Genomic DNA, 19,239 nt, shown 5'->3' with positions numbered 1-19,239 from the left:
CGGCGCGCGCCACCCACCGTGAACCGACAAGAGAAAGCAGACATCATGCGTTACCGCTACCTCGGCGACACCGGCCTGGCCGTCTCGGAACTGTGCTTCGGCGCCATGACCTTCGGCGGCGGCGCGTCCTTCCTCGGCGCCGAGGACCGCAACTGGTCCGAGTTCGGCACGGTCGAGGACCAGAACGTCCTGAAGATGATGGACCAGGCGCTCGACGCGGGCATCAACTTCTTCGACACCGCCGACGTCTACAAGAACGGCATGGGCGAGGAGTTCTTCGGCAAGACCCTGGCCAAGGTCCGGGACCGCGTGATCATCGGCACCAAGGGACGCTGGCGCATCACCGACGACCCGAACGACATCGGTGCCACCCGCCACCACCTGACCGCCGCGGTCGAGGGCAGCCTGCGCCGCCTCAACACCGACTACATCGACATCTACCACATGCACGGATTCGACCCGCGCACCTCGCTGGACGAGACCCTGCGGGTCCTCGACGACCTGGTGAGCTCGGGCAAGATCCGCTACATCGGCGTGTCCAACTACGCCGGCTGGCAGCTGATGAAGGCGCTGTCGGTGTCCGACCGCCGCAACCTCAGCAAGTTCATCGTCTACCAGGGCTACTACAACATCGCCGCCCGTGACCTGGAGCGCGAGATCATCCCGCTCGCCGTCGACCAGAAGGTCGGCATCACGGCCTGGTCCCCGCTCGCCGGCGGGTTCCTCACCGGCAAGTACCGCCGCGGTGAGGGCCGCCCCGAGGGCAGCCGCCTGGCCGAGCGCACCCCGGCGGAGTCGGCGCCGCTGACCGACGAGAACCAGGCCTACGACATCGTCGACGAGATGGCCGCCATCGCCGACGAGCGCGGCGCCACCGTCGCCCAGGTGGCGATCAACTGGGTGCTGGCCAAGCCGGGCATCACCTCCGCCGTCATCGGCGCCACCAAGCCGCACCAGCTGGCGGACAACCTCGCGGCCATGGAGTGGGAGCTGACCTCCGACGAGGTGGAGCGCCTGGACAAGGTCAGCGAGACCACCGCCCCCTACCCGTACTGGCACATCGGCACGGTCGGCGCCGACCGCAAGCTGCCGGGCGACGTCTACCCCGCGTGACCCGCTGACGGGACGAGCCGGACGTGCACATGGAGGGCCGATCCCCAAGGGGTCGGCCCTCTGCGCGTCCCCGCCCGAGCCGCCCGCAGACGCCGGACGCCACCGCCACCACCGACAGAAACGGAACGTCCTCCATGACCACCGCACCCGCCAGGCCCGAAGCGCAGCCCGCGCCCCCCGCCTGGCCCACCCTCGAATACAGCCGCACCGTGAACCGCCTCCTGGTGCACCGCGACGCGCTGAACGAGGTCTTCCTCACCGACCTGCAGCCGGTCGACGAGGCGAGCTACGCCGCCGGAGCCCAGCTGCCGCGCTCGCACGCCTACTACGGAGACCACCTGCTGCGCCCCCTGGCCCACGACCCGCTGCTGATCCTGGAGGCCTGCCGGCAGGCGGGCCTGGCCGGGGCGCACCGCTTCTTCGGCGTGGCCATGGACCACAAGTTCATCCTCACCCACATGTCCCTGCACCTGTCGCACCCGCAGCAGGTCACCGTCGGCTCCTCGCCGGGCGCCCTGGCCCTGCACGTCAAGATCGTCGCCCGCAAGGAGCGCGAGGGCCGGGTCACCGGCCTGGACTACGAGTTCGACCTCTCCGTCGACGGCTCCGCCATCGGCACGGCGACGCTCGGCCTGCGCTTCAAGAGCCCCACCGGCTACCTGACCCTGCGGCTGAACAACCGGGACGGATACGCCCTGCCCTCGTCGGCCACCTACCCCCACTCCACGCCGGGCACCCCGATCCCGCCGCACCTGGTCGGCCGGGCCAGCCTCGACAACGTGGTCCTGGTCGAGCCCGCCCTCACGCACGACAGCGCCTCGGCGCTGCTGCGCGTACCGGTCCGGCACGCGAGCCTGTTCGACCACCCGCAGGACCACCTGCCCGGCATGGTGATCGCCGAAGGCGCCCGCCAGCTGGCCCTGTTCGCCGCGCTCGAACTGCGGGGCATGTCCACCGCGAAGACCCTCGCCACCGACATCGACGTGCGCTTCACCCGGTTCGGCGAGCTGGAGGACGACACGGTCCTGACGGCCGAGATCGGCCCCCGCCCCCGCACCGGACCGGGCGTCGCCTACACCCAGGGCGGCCTGCTGGAGCTCCCCGACGACGGCGCCGAGCAGCTCCCGGTGCGCGTCGAGGCCACGCAGAAGGGCCAGAGCCTGTGCGTCTTCACCTTCCTGCTGACCCGGGTCGCGGCCCAGTGAGCACCCTCGCGTTCGCCGACGTCGACGAGACGCTGATCAGCGTCAAGAGCATGTTCCGGTTCCTGCGGTTCCACCTGCGCGAGCGCGGTGAGCCGGAGGGCACCTACGACAGGCTGGTCGGCGAGCTCCGCACCGCGGCCCGGCGGGGGGCGCCGCGTTCCGAGATCAACCGGGGCTACTACCGGCTGTACGCGGGCGAGGAGGTCCTGACGCTGACGGCGGCGGGCCTGCGCTGGTTCGCGTACGAGCAGGAGGAGCAGCAGCGGCAGGGGAGCGGCCTGTTCATCCCCGAGGTCGAACGGGCGCTGGCCGGGCACCGCGCGGCGGGTGACGAACTGGTGCTGGTCTCCGGCTCCTTCTTCGCCTGCCTCGACCCGGTCGCCACGCACGTCGGCGCCACCGCCGCCTTCGGCACCCGGCCGCTGCAACGCCGGGGCCGGCTCACCGGCGAGGTGCTGTTCCCCATGATCGGCCCGGCCAAGGGCCGGGTCGCCCGCGTCACGGCCGCGCTCCGGGGCGCGGACCCGGCCCACTGCACCGCCTACGGCGACCACATCACCGATCTGGCGCTGCTGGAAGCGGTCGGCCACCCGGTCGCGGTGGGCCAGGACCCGGAACTGGTCGCACACGCCGACCGGGCCGGCTGGCAGCGGCTGGTGACGCAGCAGACGGCGACGGCGATCTAGGGCCGAGCGGTCTGGCGACACCGGACAGAGCACAGCGTCGCACCGCACCGGGCGGACCGACGCAGAACTGGAGGCACTATGAACCCCATCGGAATCCTGGGAACCGGCTCGTACCTGCCCGACCACGTGGTCACGAACGAGGAGATCGCGCGCAGCACCGGAGTCACCGACGAATGGATCGTGCGCAAGACCGGCATCCGGGAACGGCGCAGGGCCGACGACCGCGACGCCACGTCCGACCTGGCGGCCCGTGCGGCCCGCCGGGCCCTGGAGCAGACCGGAATACGCCCCGAGGAAGTGGCGTACATCGTGGTGGCGACCTCGACGCCGGACCACCCGCAGCCGGCCACGGCGAGCATCGTGCAGCACCTGATCGGGGCGGTGAACGCCGCCGCGTTCGACGTGAACGCCGTGTGCAGCGGCTTCGTGTACGCCATGACCGTCGCGGAGCGCATGCTCAGGGGCGCCACCGCCGACGGCAAGTACGCGCTGGTCATCGGCGCGGACATCTACTCGCGGATCCTGGACTACTCCGACCGCAAGACCGCGATCCTGTTCGGTGACGGGGCGGGCGCCGTCGTGCTCGGCCCCGTCCCCGAGGGCCGCGGGGTGTTCGAGACCAGCCTCATCACCCGGGGCGACCAGTACCGGCTGATCAGCGTCCCGGCCGGGGGCAGCAGGATGCCCGCGAGCGCGCGCACCCTGGAGGACGGCGGGCACTTCTTCCGGATGGACGGCCGCGGCGTCCGCGACTTCGTCCAGGAGAACCTCCCCGGCGCCCTGCGCGACCTGTTGGACAAGGCCGACGTGCACCCGAACGAGGTCGCGCACTTCGTCCCGCACCAGGCCAACGGCGTGATGCTCGCCGACGTCTGGCCGGACCTGGGTCTGCGCAACGCCACCCTGCACCTGGCGCTCGACCGGTACGCCAACACCGGTTCGGCCTCGGTCCCGGTCACCCTCGACCACGTCCACCGGGGCGGTGCGCTGGCCGACGGGGACGTGGTGCTGCTCGCCGGCTTCGGCGGAGGCATGACCGTCGGATCCGCCCTCATGCGCTGGGCGCCGACCCGCTACGCCCAGCCCGACCGCCTGGAGCAGCAGTTCGAGGCGAGCCCGCTCGGCTGACCCACGGCCGACCGGTACACGCGCGCGGGCAACGGCCCCGGACCCCGGGGCCGTTGCCCGCGCGGCTCAACCCCCCCCCCGTTCAAGGAGGACCCGATGACCGCCCACGCCCCGTGGACCGCGCTCGATCCCGTGCACCAGGCACCTCACCCCGCGCGGACGGTCGAACACCGGCGCGCCGGACTGCGCCAGGGCGCCGAGGCCGCCCTGCTGTCCCGGCTCTTCGGAGGGGACCACACCCATGCCCCGCGCCCCGCGCCCCGGCCAGGAGACATCCCGCATGCCTAGGCCGGTGGCTTCTACCGGAAGGCCGGCAGATTGCGCGCGACCCACTCGTCGAAGGACCCGGCCGGCCGGCCGAGGACGTTCTCCACATCGGGGCTGACCGTCTGCTCGGCCGGCAGCGGGACGCCGAGGATGTCCAGGGTGCCGTCGATGACCGCTTCGGGCATGAACTGCGCCATGTGGCCGCGGGCCCCCTCGCGGGACAGTTCCACGAAGGCGACTTCCTCGCCCAGGGCCCGGGAGATCGCTGCGGCCTGCCGGCGCGGGCTGATGGCCTCGGGTCCGGTCAGCTCGTACGTACGGCCCGCGTGCCCGTCCTCGTGCAATGCCGCTGCGGCGACCGCGGCGATGTCGGCCGGGTCGACGACCGGCAGGGCCACGTCGCCGAACGGAGCGAAGGCCGTGCGCCCGGTGCGCACCGACTCGGCCCAGGCGAAGGCGTTGGAGGCGAAGCCGCCCGGGCGCAGGATCGTGAAGTCCGCTCCGGACGCACGCACGGCGGCCTCGAACTCACGCAGCCGGGCGTGGGAGAGCGCCTCGGGGCGGGTGGAGTTGATCTGGGAGGACACCAGGACGATCCGCTTGACCCCACCGTCCAGGGCGGCGTCGATCAGGGCATCCGGGCTTTCGCCGTGGCCGTTGAGCTCACCGCCCAGCAGGAGGAAGAAGGCGTCGGCGCCGTCGAGGACGGGCCGCATGCTCGCACTGCTCCCCATGTCGGCCCGGGCGTGGCGGACCCCGGCCGGGAGCCCTTCGAACTCGGGCCGCCGCGAGACGGCCACGACGTCTTCGCCCGCCTCGGCCAGCAGGGGAACCAAGGTCCGTCCGATGTTGCCGGTTGCGCCGGTCACCACGATCATTGCGACTCCGTAAGTGAGTTAGTTAGTTGACTGACTTAGTTGGACCCTAGCACGGTCGCCCCCGGTACGACACAGCCCCCGCCAACGCGCCGCGGGGGCTGCGTCGTACCGGAGATCCGGCGTGACACAGCCCCCGCGGCGGGTGGCGCCCTTCGGTCAGGCGGCTGCACTCATCAGACGGCCTTGGTGCCCTGGGCCTCGACGGCCACGTCCTGCCAGTCGGCCCAGACCTTGAGGCGGTCGGCGTAGGCCGCCGGGAGCAGCTCGTTGCCCTGGGTGCCGAAGAAGACGCGCAGCGGCGGGTTGTCGGAGTCGACGACCTTCAGCAGTGCGGCGGCGGCAGCGCCCGGGTCACCGAAGTCGAGGGTCTGCATGAACGCGCCCAGGGCGTCGCGCACCCCGTCGTAGACGGCGATCGGGTCGACGCCGACGGCGGAGGAGCCGCCCCAGTCGGTCGCGTACGCGCCGGGCTCGACGAGGGTGACCTTGATGCCCAGGCCGGCGACCTCCTGGGCCAGGGCCTCGCTGAGGCCTTCGAGCGCCCACTTCGAGGCGTGGTAGCCGCCGACGAGCGGCCAGGCGACGACGCCGCCGGTGGAGGAGATCTGGACGATGTGGCCGCTGCCCTGTGCGCGCAGGTAGGGCAGGGCGGCCTGGGTGACCCACAGGGCGCCGAAGAGGTTGGTCTCCAGCTGGTCGCGCAGGGCCGACTCGGTCAGTTCCTCGACGGCGCCGAACAGGCCGTAGCCGGCGTTGTTCACGATGACGTCGAGGCGGCCGAAGTGCTGCTGGGCCTGCTGGACGGCGGCGAACACCGCGTCCTTGTCGGTCACGTCCAGCTTCAGTGCGAGGACGGAGTCGCCGTGGGCGGCCACCAGGTCCGCGAGGGTCTCGGTGTTGCGGGCCGTCGCGACGACCTTGTCGCCGCGCGACAGGGCCGCCTCGACGTACTTCCGGCCGAAGCCGCGGGAGGAACCGGTGACGAACCAGATCTTGCTCATGATGTGCTCCATACGCGAAGAGTTCGCAGGTGAGGTGCCGGCCGGGTCGGCCGGCGGGGGTGGGGAAAGCAAGGGGGGGGAGAGCTGGGGGAGAGGGAGTCAGTCCTGGACCTTGGCGATCAGCGGCTGTGCCTGGTCCAGGAAGCGCCGCACGCTGTCGGGGTCGGACGGGGGCGCGTAGAGCACCGCCCGCGTGACGCCGATCTCGCGCAGGGACAGCAGGGCGTCGGCGTCGGGTTCGGCGCCGAAGACGGTGACCGGCGGTGTGCCGGAGCGGCCGATGTGAAGGGCGGCCTGGCCCAGTGTGGTGATGCGGGCGGACAGTTCGGCCAGCGGCATGCCGGCGTGCGGCATCCACTCGTCGCCGAAGTCCAGTACGCGGCGTTCGACGTTCGGGCCCCCGCCGCCCACCAGGACCGGGGGGTGCGGACGCTGACGGGGCTTGGGCCAGGAGAAGATCGGGTTGAAGTTCACGTGCTCCCCGTGGAACTCGGCCTCCTCCCGGGTCCAGATCTCACGCATCGCCTTGACCCGCTCGGCCAGTACGGCCCAGCGGCGTGCGGGGTCGGTGCCGTGGTTCTCGATCTCCTCGGGAATCCAGCCGGCGCCCACCCCGAACAGCACCCGGCCGCCGGAGAGCTCGTCCAGGCTGGCGACCGCCTTGGCCGTGGCGATCGGGTCCCGCTGCGTCACCAGGCAGATCCCGGTGGCCACGAGCAGCTCGCGGGTCGCGGCGGCGGCGTAGGACAGGGCCACGAACAGGTCGTGGGTCCGCGAGAAGTGCGCGGGCAGCTCCCCGATCTCCTTGCGGGTGCGCTCCGTGGCCGGCATGTGGGTGTGCTCGGGCAGGAAGAGCGACTCGAAGCCGCGCTCCTCCACCGCCCGGGCGAGCTCGTCGGGGCGGATCGCGAAGTCCGCGGGGAACATGGCGATGCCTAGCTTCATGGGTGGGTCTTCCTTCATGCCGGAGCGTGGTCGAAGGCGCTTCGGGGCGCTGCTTCGTTTTTGACTCTAGGGATCTGAGAAGAGACTCTCCATGGCGGAAACGATCGAAGAATTGACGATTCGTCTCGACCATGCGTCAGAAAGGTGCTGCCACGGATAGGCTGCACGGTATGGATGTACTAGCCGACGTACTGGCCACCACCGGCTTCAACGGGGTCCTGCTCGCCCAGCTGCGCTCGCGCGGCCCCGGCTGGGGCTGCGCGCTGGAGCAGCAGAACACCGCCGGCTTCCACCTGGTGGCCGAAGGGGCCTGCTGGCTGCGCGTCGCCGGGCAGCCGCCCCTGCAACTGGTGCCCGGAGACGTGGTCCTGCTGCCGCGCGGCGAACCGCACAGCCTGGTGGGAGCCCCGGACGCGGACGCGGTGCCGTACGCCGACCTGGAGGCGGCCCACCCGCCGGGCCGCGAGGGCGTCGTCGACCTCGGCGGCCTGGGGGCCGTCGTCCGCGTGGTCTGCGGAAAGTTCAGCTACGAAGGGGACGCCGCCCGGCACCCGGTGCTCTCCGCCCTGCCTGCGGTGATCCACGTTCCCGGCATGAGCGCCGACGCCGAACTGCAGTCCATCGTCCGGCTCCTGATCGCCGAGACCACCCGCACCCGGCCCGGAGCGCGGGTCGTGGCCGCCCGCCTGACCGACGTCCTGTTCGTCCAGGTGATCCGCGCCTGGCTCGACCTCGCCGATTCCGAGGCCGGCACGGGAGCGCGGCAGCGGTCCTGGCTCACCGCGCTGCACGATCCGCGGATCGGCGCCGCGCTCTCGCTGGTCCACGAGACGCCGCAGGCTCCGTGGACGGTGGAGAGCCTGGCGCGCGAGGTCGCGATGTCGCGCCCCGCCTTCGCTCGGCAGTTCAGGGAACTGGTCGGCGCCGCCCCGCTCGCGTACGTGTCCCGGCTGCGCGTCGACCGGGCCGCCCGGCTGCTGCGCGAGACGGACGATCTGGTCGGCGACATCGGCGAAGCCGTCGGCTACGCCTCCGAGTTCACCTTCTCCCGCGCCTTCTCCCGGGAACTGGGCATCGCTCCCGGCCGCTACCGGCGGGCCGCCCAGGCGCAGCCCGCCGCCTGAGCCCCGCACACTCACGCCGGGTCCAGGACGGAGGCCTCGTCGTCGCCGGGCCCCGCAGGGGCCTCGGCCCGGCGCCGGTCGAGGAGCAGGGAGACGGCCGTGGCGGCGAGGTAGAGCATCCAGACCGGCACCGCCAGCGCCAGCATGCTCAGCGGGTCGGTACTGGGGGTGGCGATCGCCGCGAACAAGGTGATCCCGACGAACATGTGGCGCCACCAGGTGAGCATGCGCCGGCCGGAGACCATGCCGGTCAGGTTGAGCATGACCAGCAGCAGCGGCAGTTCGAAGGCCAGGCCGAAGACCACCGCCATCCGGGTGATCAGGTCGAGCAGGCTGTCGAGCGGCAGCTGGTTGTCGACGTCGGCGGGGGTGAAGTCCAGCAGGACCCGCGCCATCGTCGGCAGCGTCCGGTAGGCGACGTAGGCGCCGGTGGCGAAGAGAGGGAAGCCCGCTCCGGCGAAGAGCAGCGCGTACTTCTTCTCCTGCCGGTGCAGACCGGGCGCGATGAACGCCCACAACTGGTACAGCCAGACCGGCGAGGCCAGCACCACCCCCGCCACCAGGGAGACCTTCAGTGCCAGGGTGAACGGGATGAGCAGGCCGTTCATCACGATGCGGGCGCACGGGACGTCCGGGTCGCGGACGGCCTCGGCAAGGCCCGGATCGCAGCCGACCGCGCCCAGGATCGGGGCGGTGACGAGATCGATGATGCCGGTGTAGCCGAAGCCCGCGGCCGCGGCCACGACCACCACGGCCAGGAGCGCCTTGGCCAGCCGGTTGCGCAGCTCGCGCAGGTGGTCCGCGAGCGGCATCTGGCCCCTGCCGACGGCCTTGTCCCGGGCTCGCGCGCTCCCGGGTGCGGCCGGTTCGCGGGGGGCCGCGGTCCGCCGGTCAGCGGTGGGCCGCGCCCAAGTGTCCTCGAGCTCCTCGGCGTCCGTGTAGGGAGCCGGGGCTGACGGCGTGCGGGCAGACCTGAGCAACTTCACGTCCCCATCTCGTGCGGCGGGCCGGGCGGCGGCCCGCTCCGGATCAGCGCTGTGTCGTCACACCGGCGGGCTCGCGCGGGCCGACCGCGTGAGCCGGGGCGGCTTCCAGGCCGAGCGGTGCCTGGTGCGCGGGGTCGCCGGGCGGGTCGGCCGGGGCCTGGGGCCGGGCGGTGTCGGTCTTCATCGCCTTGGCCTCGCTCTTGAGGATGCGGGCCGACTTGCCCACCGACCGCGCCAGGTCGGGAAGCTTCTTCGCGCCGAACAGCAGCACGACGGCGACGAGGAGCAGGAGTATCTCGGGGGCGCCGATCTTTCCGAACATCAGGGATTGCCTTCCGGGCGGGGTGGCTGGAGCGAGGTGCCGTGGTCTGCGGGGGTCCGCGGCAGACCGGAGGGACGGGCCCTGCGGTCTGCCGCGGGGGTCCGGCGGTGCGCTTCGGCGCGAACGCGTCAACCGTGACGCGTCGTCACGGGACGCGTCAGTAGATGCCGAACATGCGGACCGGGCCGCTGAAGCCGCCGACGTGCTTGAGCAGACCGATGACGGCGATCGCGCCGTTGTCCGGCAGCTGGTCCATGTTGGCGGTCCACTCGATGCCGTAGTGGCCGGTGGGCAGCAGGATCTTGTGCGCCTTGGGGTCGATCACGTCGTGGGCGCCGGAGTCCATGCTCGGGGCGTCGGTGGCGACACCGACGACGTCGCGCTGCGACTGGAGGAACTCCGCCGCGTCCCAGCCGATGCCCGGGAAGTGCGGGTGGCCCGCCTCGTCGCGGTTGAAGATCTTCTCCGGCGTGTGGATGCGCTTGTACCAGCCGTTGTCCATGCAGATGATCGCGCCCTTGGGGATGCGGCCGTAGCGGGCCTCCCACTTCTTCAGGTCGTCGTAGGTGAGCAGCGCGTCCGGGTTCTGCTTGGCGCGCTCCTCGGTCCGGATGATGACCATGGGGGCGATCAGGTCCTCGGCGGCGATCTGGTCCGAGGTGATCTGGCCGTTGCTGAAGTGCTTCGGGCCGTCCATGTGCGTACCGCTGTGCTCGTCGATCGTGAGCAGGTTGGTGTTGTAGCCCTCCTTGTCCACCGAGGCCACCTGCCAGATCTTCGGCGAGGCGACGTAGGGCTGGTAGACGGGGAAGTCGGTGCCGAAGGGGTGGCTCATGTCCACGACCCGGCGGCCGCGGGAGAACAGCTTGTCGATGTTCCCGGCGGCCGAGGTGGCGGCGACGGCCGGCTTGGAGCCCAGCAGGCCCATGCCGGCGACCGTGGCGCCGAGCGCGCCGGCCACACCGAGGAGCTTCCGGCGGCCGGTGCCGGCCCCGAAGCCGGACCTGCGGGCCTCGCCCGCGGTCTGGATGCCGTTCTCGCTGCCCGCCTGGCGGGTCGGGATCTGGTCGTGCTCAGCGCAGAAAGTGTCGCCGTAAACGGCGTGCATGACCTGAGGTCCGCACATGGTGAAGCTCCTCTCGCAGAGCTGCGTGCAGCTCAACGTCCCTTATAAGCCGTCTAGTTGACGGGAAGAATGCGGGGATCGTAATCCATGAATCAGAGTTCGATCAACTCTCTGGTTTCTAAGTGCTGTAAGAGATCTTATACTAGCTCTCGTGCGGCGCCGGTGCGCCGTCGACGCCGTGTGTCCGTCCCTCAGCTCAAGGAGCACCACAAGTGATCGAGACCCTGATCCGCCCGCTGGCGGACGGCTTCATGCAGGTCGGCGTGTTCGTCGCCCTCCTGGTGGGAGCCTTCGCCTGGCTGCGCTGGCGGTACGGACACCGGCTGGTCGCGGTACTGGAGGAGCGGCGCAGGGTCGGGCCGCTGGTGGGCGCACTGCTCGGTGTCTCGCCCGGTTGCGCGGGCGCGCTGCTGCTGACGCCGCTGTACACCCGGGGGACGGTCTCGTTCGGCACCGTCGTCGCCGGCGTGACCGCGACGATGGGCGACTCCTCCTGGGTGATCTTCGCCGCCAAGCCCCTGATGGCGCTCAAGGTGCACCTGCTGCTCTTCGCCACCGGCCTGGTCACCGGTTACCTGGTGGACGCGCTGCGGCTGACGCCCGAGCGCTTCGCCAAGCGGGGCAAGGAGTCCCGCGCCGAGACTCCCGCGATGGTCCGGGAGCTGGTGCTCGTGGGCTCCGGCTCCGGCTCCGGCTCCGGTGGGACCGTCTCGGGCGGCTCCCGCGGCAAGCACGGTTCCCCGGCCCGTACCGGTTCCGTCGCCGCCGTACCCGAGCCCGCCGTACCCGAGCCCGCACCGCTGGGCCCGCTCACGCTGACGCTGTGGTGGGTGGCCGGCGTCGCTTCCCTCGTCGCGGTGCCCCTCGCGTTCCAGCTGGTCGACGAGCAGACCCTGACGCGGCTCACGGGCGGCTACAACCTGTACCTGATCCTCGGCTGCCTCGGCACGCTGACCGCCGCCGCCGTCATGGTCGCCCAGCGGGGCAAGCCCCAGCACGACGACGGCATCTCACCGCAGCGGCCCGGACTCGCGCTGGCCGCCGGGGCGCACGAGTTCGCCATGATCGTGGTCTGGGTCTCCGCCATCTACGTCCTGTGGTCCCTGGTCCACACGCTCACCGGCTTCGACGGCAGCCAACTGCCCCTGCAGGGCTGGCTGGGCGTCCTGGTCGGCGCCGCCATCGGGCTGATCCCGGGCTGCGCGGTGCAGATCGCCTTCACCGCCCTGTACATCGCCGGCGTCGCGCCGCTGTCCACCCTGGTCGCCAACGCGGTCAGCCAGGACGGGGACGCGCTCCTTCCGCTGATCGCCCGGGACGGCCGGGCGGCGCTGCTGACCGCGGTGCTGACCACGTTCCCCGCGCTGGTCGTGGGCTTCGCGATGCTGCTGCTGTCCTGAGCCGGGGCGGGCACCCGCCCCGCCCCCCACGTGAGACGGGCCCGGTGTCACCCACACCGGGCCCGTCTCACGTGTGCGCGCAGGGATCAGGCGGAGACCGCGGCGGCCTGCTCCACCCGGGTGCCGCGGATCAGCCACACCGGGCCCCGGGCGAACTCCTCGATCACCGCGAAGAACCGGGCGAAGTGCTCCCCGGCGCAGTGGGCGTCGAAGGCGGCCTCGTCGGTGTAGGCCTCGTTCAGGTAGAAGCGGTTCGGGTCCTGCGCGTCCTCGATCAGCTCGAAGCGGCGGGTCCCCGGCTCGTCGGCCAGCGAGTCCCTGCCGTCGACGAGCGCGGCGGCGACGAACTGCTCACGCCGTTCGGCGGGCACGTCGAAGGACACGGCGATGTGGTACACGGGTCTCTCCTCACGGTGCGTCATGCGTGCGCGGGCTGCCCGGAGACGGGCCCCGGGCAGCCCGCGGCGGCGGTCCTAGGCGGCGAACGTCGCCGCGTCGATCACGAAGCGGAAGCGGACGTCGCTGGCGGTGACCCGCTCGTAGGCCTCGTTGATCTGCTCCGCGGAGATCACCTCGATCTCCGTGCCCAGACCGCGCGCGGCGCAGAAGTCCAGCATCTCCTGGGTCTCCGCGATGCCGCCGATCATCGAGCCGGCGAGGGTCTTGTTGCCGCCGATCAGCGAGTGCATGCTCACCGAGTTCGGGAGCGCGGGGGCGCCGACGTTGACCAGCGCGCCGTCGGTCTTCAGCAGGCCCAGGTACGCGTCCATGTCGAGCGTCGCGGAGACCGTCGAGACGATCAGGTCGAAGGAGCCCGCGAGCTTGGTGAAGGTCTCCGGGTCGTTCGTGGCGTGGAAGTGGTCCGCGCCCAGCCGGATCCCGTCGTCGCGCTTGTTCAGCGTCTGGCTGAGCACGGTGACCTCGGCGCCGAGGGCGTGCGCGATCTTGACCCCGATGTGGCCGAGCCCGCCGAGCCCGATGATCGCGACGTTCTTGCCCGGTCCGGCCTTCCAGCGCGCGAGCGGGGAGTACAGGGTGATGCCCGCGCACAGCAGCGGGGCGGCGACGTCCAGCGCGATGCCCTCGGGAATGCCCAGGACGTAGTTCTCGTCCACCACGATGCGGCTGCTGTACCCGCCGTGGGTGGGCTCGCCGTTCTTGTCGAGGCTGTTGTAGGTGAAGGTCACGCCCTCGAGGCAGAACTGCTCCCGGCCCTGCCGGCAGTTCTCGCAACGACGGCAGGAGTCGACGAAGCAGCCGACGCCGACGCGGTCGCCGACGGCGTACTTGGTGACGCCGGGGCCCGTGGCCGCGACGATTCCCGCGATCTCGTGGCCGGGCACCATCGGGAAGGTTCCCGGACCCCAGTCGTCGCGGGCCTGGTGGATGTCGGAGTGGCAGATGCCGGCGTACTTGATGTCGATGAGCACGTCGTGCTCGCCCACCGCGCGGCGCGCGATCGTGGTGCGCGCCAGCGGCGCGCCCGGGGTCCGGGCCGCGTAGGCGGGTACCTGGTCGGTCATGGGGGGATGCTCCTGTCGGTTCGTGGATGCGATGGTCGGGCGGGGCCGGGCCGTGGTCAGCGCCGGGCCACGCCGTCCCGGCGCGCCTGCTCGGCCACGGCCGCGGCGACCGCGGGGGCGACCCGGGCGTCGAAGGGGCTCGGCACGATGTAGTCGGCGCGCAGCTCGTCCGCGCCGATGACGTCCGCGATGGCCTCGGCCGCGGCGAGCTTCATGCCCTCGGTCACGGTCGTCGCCCGCGCGTCGAACGCGCCGCGGAAGATGCCGGGGAAGGCCAGCACGTTGTTGATCTGGTTGGGGAAGTCGCTGCGCCCGGTGGCGACGATCCGCGCGTACTGCGCGGCGACCGCGGGGGCCACCTCGGGCGTGGGGTTGGACAGCGCGAAGACGATCGCGCCCTCGGCCATCGTGGCGATCGCGGACTCGGCGACCGTCGCACCGGACAGGCCGATGAAGACGTCGGCGCCCCGGAGCGCCTGCTCCACCGAGCCGGTGTAGCCCGCGGCGTTGCTGTCCAGCGCCAGGGCGGCCTTGACGGGGTTGAGGTCCTCGCGGTCGGTGTGCAGCATCCCCTTGCTGTCGGCGACGGCGATGTCGCCGATGCCCGCCTCGATCAGGATGCGGCTGACCGCGATGCCGGAGGCGCCGGCGCCCGCCACCACGGCGCGCAGTTCGGACAGCTCGCGGCCGGTGAACCGGGCGGCGTTGCGCAGCGCGGCCAGGGCGACGATCGCGGTGCCGTGCTGGTCGTCGTGGAAGACCGGGATGTCCAGGGCCGCGCGCAGCCGGTCCTCGATCTCGAAGCAGCGCGGGGCGCTGATGTCTTCGAGGTTGATGCCGCCGAAGGAGGGGGCGAGCCGGACGACGGTCTCGACCAGGGCGTCGACGTCGGTGGTGGCCAGGCAGATCGGTACGGCGTCGATGTCGGCGAACTCCTTGAACAGGATCGCCTTGCCCTCCATCACCGGCAGGGCCGCGGTGGGGCCGATGTCGCCCAGGCCCAGGACGGCGGTGCCGTCGGTGACCACGGCCACGGTGCGCGAGGCCCACGTGTACTCGTCGGCCAGGGAGGGGTCTTCCGCTATCGCCGTGCACACCCGGGCGACGCCCGGGGTGTAGGCCAGGGAGAGCTGCTCCGCGGTGTCGACCTCGACGGTGGACCGGACGGCCATCTTTCCGCCGCGGTGCAGCGCGAAGACCGGATCCTCGTCGAGGGCGGAGGAGGGGGTGGGGGCGGGGGTTGCAGACATGAGGGTTCCTCGAGTCGACCGTAGGCATCACGAGATGCCCGTTCGCCCCTCACTGTATGTAAGAGATCTTATATCTGCAAGAACTCTGACTCTCAGGGAGAGGTGACTCGGCCCGTCGGTGCCCGCCCGCCCGCGGCGGGCGCGGCCTCAGCCGCTCGCCTTCTTGGTCCCCGCGGCCGGCCGCGCGGCCAGCGCCTGGGAGCACCGTTCCAGGTACTCCAGGAACCGCTTCTCCTCCGCGTTGTCGAAGCAGTCCGTCAGCAGCTGCTCGACCTCGGCGACGGCGGCGTCGGCCTTGGCGATCAGCGACCGGCCGCTGCGGGTCAGCCGCGCCTCCAGGATGTGGCTGTGCACCGGATGCGGCTTGCGCTCGACCAGGGCGTGGCTCTCCAGGGTCGAGAGGACCGAGGACATGGTCTGGGGGGTGACCATGCAGCGCCGCGCCAGCACGGCGCCCGAGAGGCCGGGCTCCTGCAGCAGCGCGTACAGCACGCTGTACTGCGGGACGTTGATCTTGAAGGGGCGCAGGGCCACGTGCTTGGCGGAGGTCAGTTCCTGCTCGACCTGCTTGATGTGGCGCCCCAGGCGCTCGCGTGACGACGACTCCATGAACCCCAGGTTACCCGCATATCTCTTAGTGATATACGACTCCTGCGGCTTCTTCCGCGGAACGCGCTCCCTCCGGAGCCGCCGCACGGACGGCCTCCTTATTTATTCGATATCTTAGGGTGTGTAGATATCTTATGTACTCTCCGTGTCGCAGGAGCCGTCTCGTCCGAAGGGAAGTCCAGCGTGGAACACCGTTCCCCATCCGAAGCCCCGCTCGCCGCCGAAGGCCGCGCCCCGAGACCGCTGCTGGCCGGTGAGGACGAGGGCGACGACCTGGAGCAGCACATCTGGCGGGGCATCGACTGACCCGGCCGCCCTACCACGCCCCGGTGAGGCGGAACCCCCCGGCGGCCGGCGCTGCGGTCGGCGCGGCGGCGCCGAGGGACAGCTCGCCCGTCGTCAGCAGGTCCAGCATCTGCGCGAGTTCGTGGTCGGCGGGAGTCGCGGTACGGAACACGAAGTGCCGCAGCCCCGCCTGCTCGGGCCCGCCGAAGAACCGGAAGAAGCTGATGTCGGCGCCGTTGGCGGCGAAGCTCTCGTACAGGAACACCACCCCGCCGTCCGCGACGAGGCCCTGCCCGGCCAAGGCGGCGTTCCCCGTCACCGCTTCGTACACCACGTCGAAGGGGCCGTCCGCGTCCGCGCAGTCGGTCACGACCTGGGCCGCGCCCAGGGCCACCACCCGGTCGGCCTCCCGCGGGTCCTGGACCACGGCCGTCACCTCGGCGCGCAGCGCCGCGGTGAGCTCCACCAGGAGGTGCCCGATCCCGTGCTCCGCACCGGTGACCAGCACCCGGCGCCCGGCCAGCGAGCCCGCGCTGCGCACCAGCCGCAGCGCGGTCAGCACCGCCACCCGCAGCGCGGCGGCCTGCTCGAAGCTCACGTGGTCGGGCAGGACGACGGCGTACTCGGTGGGCAGCGCGAGCAGGGGCGCCCACTCCATGCCGGTGGCCACGCCCACCACGCGGTCGCCCGGCTGCGGGCCGAACCCCTCGGGAGCCGATCGCAGGACGACGCCGGCGACGTCCCAGCCGGGCAGCCAGCCCTCCGGGAGCGGCTCCGCCCTGATCATTTCGTCGAACTCGGGGGCGACCGCGCGGACCGCGACGACGATCTCGTCCCCGGCCTGCGTGATGACGGAGTCCTGCTGGGGGGTGGGCTGTTCGAACATGGCCGTTCCTCTCATACGTACGGGTTTTCGCGGGTGAATCGCCCGGAGGTCAGAACCCGCCGGGCACCAGGGCGGACGTACCGGTCAGCGCGTCGACCGCGACCACTTCGAAGGTGTCGGGCTGCGCGCTCACGCAGGACGCCAGGACGAGGTGGTTCTCCAGGACCCGGTAGCGGATCCATTCCCGGGTGTGGTGGTCGTCGGGAACGCCGGGTGCCAGCCGCACCCGCAGCTGGACCCGGTCCTGCCGGCCGTCCTTGCTCACCGCCACCTGCGCGGCGGTGACCTCGCCGGTGGCCACGGCGAGTTCGGCCAGTTCCCGTGCGGACACGGTGCGGCCGTGGAAGTGGAAGAAGGGCTCCGCCGGGCTGAACACCCGCACGGCCGGCCCCGGACGGCCGCAGACGCAGTGGGCGTACTCGCCGCGGTCCTGGGTCTCGTACCGGATCAGCGGCGGGTGGCGCACGTGGTCCAGGGTCGTCACCAGCAGCCGGCCCTCGACGACCTCCACGTGCTGGTACGGCAGCGGGTGGTAGACGTCCGCCAGGCACTCGGGCCCGCGCTGTCCGATGGTCCCGGCGGCCGGTGACCCGTACAGGCGCCACACCTCGGTGTAGGGAAAGCCCTCCGCGAGGACCCGGTCCGGGGTGGCGTCGTGCGTCGCACCCCCGAGGAGCAGGGTGCGCAGCCACGGCAGCGGCCGGCCCGCGGCGGAGCCCGCGAGCAGCCGGGCCACGGTCTCCGGGGGAGCGGCCACCGCGGTCACGCCGAGCCCGCCGAACAGCTCCGGCCAGTCGCCGTGGCCCCCCTCGGGCAGCGGTCCGAAGGCGAGGGCCGTGGCGTCCGACTCGGCGGCGAACCGGTGGAAGAAGTGGTGGTCGGGCCGGAGCCGGTCCAGGGGGTGGAGGTTGGCCAGCACGTCCGCCGGGCCCAGGGGGTTCCAGCTCCGCCGCACCTGCGCCGCGGACATGTCCGCGGGCAGCAGGCGCAGTTCCGGCTTGCTCAGCGAGCCGCCCTCGGCCCACAGCAGCGCGGGCCCGTCCACCTGTCGCAGGGTGAGTGCTTCCTTGGTCGCCCGGGTCAGGTCGCACCGGGTCAGTACGGGAAGGTCCGTCAGCGCTACGGCCGTGCCGATCTCCAGGTAGGGCTCGTACTTGACGGCGAGGGAGGGAACGCGCGCAGCGCGCCGCAGGAGCACCCCCAGCGCCCTCGCGAGCGCTTGTGCCTCTTCCTGGGCCGGCTCGGCTGCAAACAGTGGGCCCGCGTGGGCGGCCATCGGAGTTCCCCCTTCTCCCTCGTCGTACTTGGCCAGAAAATCATTCCTTCGCGAAGGTTTCAAATTTTATCGGTAATCCCGATGCCATCCGCACCGCCACGCGCGCGCGCCAACGCCCCTCGGCTCAGGGCGAGTCGAGGGGCGTTGACGGGGTGACGGTGGGAGTGAGGGTGGGGTGCGGCGGGTGGTGGGGCAGGTGGCGGGGCGGCTACCGGCGGCCGGCGGACACGAAGCTCATGTCCGGGAACCGGACCCCCGCGACCTGCCCGGCGATCGGTTCGAGGGCGGCGAGGTCCTGCTCGGTCAGGCCGATCCGGACCGCCCCGAGGTTCTCCTCCACGCGGTGGGGCCTGCGGGTCCCCGGAATCGGCACGACGGCCAGACCGTGCCGCTGCGCCTGCCGGTGCACCCAGGCCAGGGCGATCTGACCCGGTGTCGCGCCCGTCCGCTCGGCGATCGCACGGACGGGCGCGAGCAGCGCGGCGTTGACGACCGCGTTGTCGCCGGAGTAGCGCGGGAGCTTCGCCCGCATGTCACCGGGGCTCAGCTCGGCGCCGGCATCGGTGAACGCGCCGGTGAGGAAGCCGCGGCCGAGCGGGGCGTAGGGGACGAACCCCACGCCCAGTTCGGCGGCGACCGGGACGACATCGCCCTCCACGTCGCGGCTGAACAGGGACCACTCGGACTGCACCGCGCTGATCGGGTGCACCGCGTGGGCCGCCCGCAGCTCCCTGCCGGTGACCTCGCTCAGGCCCAAGTGCCCCACCTTGCCCTCGCGCACCAGCTCGGCCATGAAGGAGACGGTCTCCTCGATGGGCACGGTGAGGTCGCGCCGGTGCATGTAGTACAGGTCGATGTGGTCGACGCCGAGCCTGCGCAGGCTGGCCTCGACGCACTGGCGCAGGTAGGCGCGGTCGTTGCGGACCCGCAGGGAGGCGGGGGCGGCCGCACTGGTCTCGATGCCGAACTTGGTGGCCAGGACGACCTGTTCGCGGTGGGAGCGGACGAACGGGGCGAGCAGCTCCTCGTTCGCGCCGTAGCCGTACATGTCGGCCGTGTCGAAGAGCGTGACCCCCAGCTCCAGCGCCCGCTCCAGGGTCGCTCGCGACGCGTCCGCGTCGGCGGGCCCGTAGGCGAAGCTCATGCCCATGCAGCCCAGCCCCTGGGCGCTGACCTCCGGGCCTCCCGCACCGAGTGCGACGGTGGGGATCCTCTGGTCGTTCATCCGG

The 19,239-nt window shown here is 71.9% G+C and carries 21 protein-coding genes; 8 read left to right on the top strand and 13 right to left on the bottom strand.

Going from position 1 to position 19,239, the window contains the following annotated elements; genetic code table 11:
- Positions 1–45: 45 nt before the first annotated feature.
- The 5 genes from OG898_RS35775 (at position 46) to OG898_RS35755 (ending at position 4,420) form a co-directional block, all read left to right on the top strand.
- Positions 46–1,113: an aldo/keto reductase gene (locus tag OG898_RS35775; RefSeq protein WP_250744284.1), complete on the top strand. Its 1,068-nt coding sequence runs from the start codon at positions 46–48 to the stop codon at positions 1,111–1,113.
- A gap of 134 nt (positions 1,114–1,247) precedes the next feature.
- Complete coding sequence (locus OG898_RS35770) at positions 1,248–2,318, top strand: ScbA/BarX family gamma-butyrolactone biosynthesis protein (RefSeq protein WP_250744283.1); 1,071 nt, start codon at positions 1,248–1,250, stop codon at positions 2,316–2,318.
- Entirely contained in the window at positions 2,315–3,004 is a 690-nt protein-coding gene (locus OG898_RS35765) for an HAD family phosphatase (RefSeq protein ID WP_250744282.1), read from the top strand. Before OG898_RS35770 ends, OG898_RS35765 begins: the two co-directional genes overlap by 4 nt.
- Before the next feature lie 78 nt (positions 3,005–3,082).
- On the top strand, positions 3,083–4,132 hold the full coding sequence (locus OG898_RS35760) for a 3-oxoacyl-ACP synthase III family protein (protein ID WP_250744281.1): 1,050 nt from the start codon (positions 3,083–3,085) through the stop codon (positions 4,130–4,132).
- A 96-nt stretch (positions 4,133–4,228) separates the two neighbouring features.
- The gene (locus OG898_RS35755; protein ID WP_266962929.1) at positions 4,229–4,420 is read left to right on the top strand and encodes a hypothetical protein; all 192 of its coding nucleotides are present in this window, start codon (positions 4,229–4,231) and stop codon (positions 4,418–4,420) included.
- 11 nt (positions 4,421–4,431) lie between these two features.
- On the opposite strand, the gene OG898_RS35750 is transcribed toward OG898_RS35755, so the two are convergent.
- From OG898_RS35750 to OG898_RS35740, 3 genes are all read right to left on the bottom strand, one after another.
- A complete protein-coding gene (locus tag OG898_RS35750; RefSeq protein ID WP_266962927.1) occupies positions 4,432–5,277 on the bottom strand; it encodes an SDR family oxidoreductase in 846 nt (281 codons plus the stop codon).
- Positions 5,278–5,450: 173 nt separating this feature from the next.
- Positions 5,451–6,278 (bottom strand): SDR family NAD(P)-dependent oxidoreductase, encoded by an 828-nt coding sequence (locus OG898_RS35745; RefSeq protein ID WP_250744278.1) that lies wholly within the window; start codon positions 6,276–6,278, stop codon positions 5,451–5,453.
- A gap of 99 nt (positions 6,279–6,377) precedes the next feature.
- Positions 6,378–7,223: an LLM class F420-dependent oxidoreductase gene (locus OG898_RS35740; RefSeq protein ID WP_266962924.1), complete on the bottom strand. Its 846-nt coding sequence runs from the start codon at positions 7,221–7,223 to the stop codon at positions 6,378–6,380.
- A gap of 170 nt (positions 7,224–7,393) precedes the next feature.
- Between OG898_RS35740 and OG898_RS35735 the strand changes: the two genes are divergently transcribed.
- Entirely contained in the window at positions 7,394–8,347 is a 954-nt protein-coding gene (locus OG898_RS35735) for an AraC family transcriptional regulator (RefSeq protein ID WP_250744276.1), read from the top strand.
- Positions 8,348–8,358: 11 nt separating this feature from the next.
- Here the strand turns inward: OG898_RS35735 and tatC are convergent, their stop codons facing one another.
- The 3 genes from tatC to OG898_RS35720 form a co-directional block, all read right to left on the bottom strand.
- A complete protein-coding gene (gene tatC, locus OG898_RS35730) occupies positions 8,359–9,159 on the bottom strand; it encodes a twin-arginine translocase subunit TatC (RefSeq protein WP_250744356.1) in 801 nt (266 codons plus the stop codon).
- 217 nt (positions 9,160–9,376) lie between these two features.
- Positions 9,377–9,655 (bottom strand): Sec-independent protein translocase subunit TatA, encoded by a 279-nt coding sequence (gene tatA, locus OG898_RS35725; protein WP_266962921.1) that lies wholly within the window; start codon positions 9,653–9,655, stop codon positions 9,377–9,379.
- Between the two features lie 157 nt (positions 9,656–9,812).
- Positions 9,813–10,781 (bottom strand): cyclase family protein, encoded by a 969-nt coding sequence (locus tag OG898_RS35720; protein ID WP_250744274.1) that lies wholly within the window; start codon positions 10,779–10,781, stop codon positions 9,813–9,815.
- Positions 10,782–10,993: 212 nt separating this feature from the next.
- Here OG898_RS35720 and OG898_RS35715 point away from each other — a divergent pair, with 212 nt between their 5' ends.
- A complete protein-coding gene (locus OG898_RS35715; RefSeq protein ID WP_266962919.1) occupies positions 10,994–12,181 on the top strand; it encodes a putative manganese transporter in 1,188 nt (395 codons plus the stop codon).
- Between the two features lie 86 nt (positions 12,182–12,267).
- Here OG898_RS35715 and OG898_RS35710 read toward each other — a convergent pair whose 3' ends face one another.
- The 4 genes from OG898_RS35710 to OG898_RS35695 form a co-directional block, all read right to left on the bottom strand.
- Positions 12,268–12,579, bottom strand: coding sequence for a putative quinol monooxygenase (locus OG898_RS35710; protein ID WP_250744272.1), 312 nt, complete (start codon positions 12,577–12,579; stop codon positions 12,268–12,270).
- A 75-nt stretch (positions 12,580–12,654) separates the two neighbouring features.
- Positions 12,655–13,704, bottom strand: a complete 1,050-nt coding sequence (locus tag OG898_RS35705; protein ID WP_266962916.1) for an NAD(P)-dependent alcohol dehydrogenase — start codon at positions 13,702–13,704, stop codon at positions 12,655–12,657.
- Between the two features lie 56 nt (positions 13,705–13,760).
- Positions 13,761–14,954, bottom strand: a complete 1,194-nt coding sequence (locus OG898_RS35700) for an NADP-dependent malic enzyme (RefSeq protein ID WP_250744270.1) — start codon at positions 14,952–14,954, stop codon at positions 13,761–13,763.
- Positions 14,955–15,101: 147 nt separating this feature from the next.
- Positions 15,102–15,563 (bottom strand): MarR family winged helix-turn-helix transcriptional regulator, encoded by a 462-nt coding sequence (locus OG898_RS35695; RefSeq protein ID WP_250744269.1) that lies wholly within the window; start codon positions 15,561–15,563, stop codon positions 15,102–15,104.
- 183 nt (positions 15,564–15,746) lie between these two features.
- Here OG898_RS35695 and OG898_RS35690 point away from each other — a divergent pair, with 183 nt between their 5' ends.
- Positions 15,747–15,869 (top strand): hypothetical protein, encoded by a 123-nt coding sequence (locus OG898_RS35690; RefSeq protein WP_266962913.1) that lies wholly within the window; start codon positions 15,747–15,749, stop codon positions 15,867–15,869.
- A 10-nt stretch (positions 15,870–15,879) separates the two neighbouring features.
- Here OG898_RS35690 and OG898_RS35685 read toward each other — a convergent pair whose 3' ends face one another.
- From OG898_RS35685 to OG898_RS35675, 3 genes are all read right to left on the bottom strand, one after another.
- The gene (locus tag OG898_RS35685) at positions 15,880–16,734 is read right to left on the bottom strand and encodes an alcohol dehydrogenase (RefSeq protein ID WP_266962911.1); all 855 of its coding nucleotides are present in this window, start codon (positions 16,732–16,734) and stop codon (positions 15,880–15,882) included.
- Between the two features lie 49 nt (positions 16,735–16,783).
- A complete protein-coding gene (locus OG898_RS35680) occupies positions 16,784–18,010 on the bottom strand; it encodes a hypothetical protein (protein ID WP_266962909.1) in 1,227 nt (408 codons plus the stop codon).
- A 208-nt stretch (positions 18,011–18,218) separates the two neighbouring features.
- Entirely contained in the window at positions 18,219–19,235 is a 1,017-nt protein-coding gene (locus OG898_RS35675; protein ID WP_266962907.1) for an aldo/keto reductase, read from the bottom strand.
- Between the last annotated feature and the right edge of the window lie 4 nt (positions 19,236–19,239).

Source organism: Streptomyces sp. NBC_00193, assembly GCF_026342735.1.
Classification (GTDB): Bacteria; Actinomycetota; Actinomycetes; order Streptomycetales; family Streptomycetaceae; genus Streptomyces; species Streptomyces stoeckheimensis.
This window is presented reverse-complemented; position numbering and strand designations above follow the sequence as displayed.

Excerpts from the sequence above, each read along its gene's own strand:
- OG898_RS35735 (WP_250744276.1), top strand. The coding sequence starts at position 7,394 with ATGGATGTACTAGCCGACGTACTGGCCACCACCGGCTTCAACGGGGTC.
- OG898_RS35720 (WP_250744274.1), bottom strand. The coding sequence starts at position 10,781 with ATGTGCGGACCTCAGGTCATGCACGCCGTTTACGGCGACACTTTCTGC.
- OG898_RS35685 (WP_266962911.1), bottom strand. The coding sequence starts at position 16,734 with ATGTTCGAACAGCCCACCCCCCAGCAGGACTCCGTCATCACGCAGGCC.
- OG898_RS35740 (WP_266962924.1), bottom strand. The coding sequence starts at position 7,223 with ATGAAGCTAGGCATCGCCATGTTCCCCGCGGACTTCGCGATCCGCCCC.
- OG898_RS35760 (WP_250744281.1), top strand. The coding sequence starts at position 3,083 with ATGAACCCCATCGGAATCCTGGGAACCGGCTCGTACCTGCCCGACCAC.
- OG898_RS35675 (WP_266962907.1), bottom strand. The coding sequence starts at position 19,235 with ATGAACGACCAGAGGATCCCCACCGTCGCACTCGGTGCGGGAGGCCCG.
- OG898_RS35705 (WP_266962916.1), bottom strand. The coding sequence starts at position 13,704 with ATGACCGACCAGGTACCCGCCTACGCGGCCCGGACCCCGGGCGCGCCG.
- OG898_RS35745 (WP_250744278.1), bottom strand. The coding sequence starts at position 6,278 with ATGAGCAAGATCTGGTTCGTCACCGGTTCCTCCCGCGGCTTCGGCCGG.
- OG898_RS35775 (WP_250744284.1), top strand. The coding sequence starts at position 46 with ATGCGTTACCGCTACCTCGGCGACACCGGCCTGGCCGTCTCGGAACTG.
- OG898_RS35770 (WP_250744283.1), top strand. The coding sequence starts at position 1,248 with ATGACCACCGCACCCGCCAGGCCCGAAGCGCAGCCCGCGCCCCCCGCC.
- OG898_RS35695 (WP_250744269.1), bottom strand. The coding sequence starts at position 15,563 with ATGGAGTCGTCGTCACGCGAGCGCCTGGGGCGCCACATCAAGCAGGTC.
- OG898_RS35680 (WP_266962909.1), bottom strand. The coding sequence starts at position 18,010 with ATGGCCGCCCACGCGGGCCCACTGTTTGCAGCCGAGCCGGCCCAGGAA.
- tatA (WP_266962921.1), bottom strand. The coding sequence starts at position 9,655 with ATGTTCGGAAAGATCGGCGCCCCCGAGATACTCCTGCTCCTCGTCGCC.
- OG898_RS35755 (WP_266962929.1), top strand. The coding sequence starts at position 4,229 with ATGACCGCCCACGCCCCGTGGACCGCGCTCGATCCCGTGCACCAGGCA.
- tatC (WP_250744356.1), bottom strand. The coding sequence starts at position 9,159 with ATGCCGCTCGCGGACCACCTGCGCGAGCTGCGCAACCGGCTGGCCAAG.
- OG898_RS35750 (WP_266962927.1), bottom strand. The coding sequence starts at position 5,277 with ATGATCGTGGTGACCGGCGCAACCGGCAACATCGGACGGACCTTGGTT.
- OG898_RS35700 (WP_250744270.1), bottom strand. The coding sequence starts at position 14,954 with ATGTCTGCAACCCCCGCCCCCACCCCCTCCTCCGCCCTCGACGAGGAT.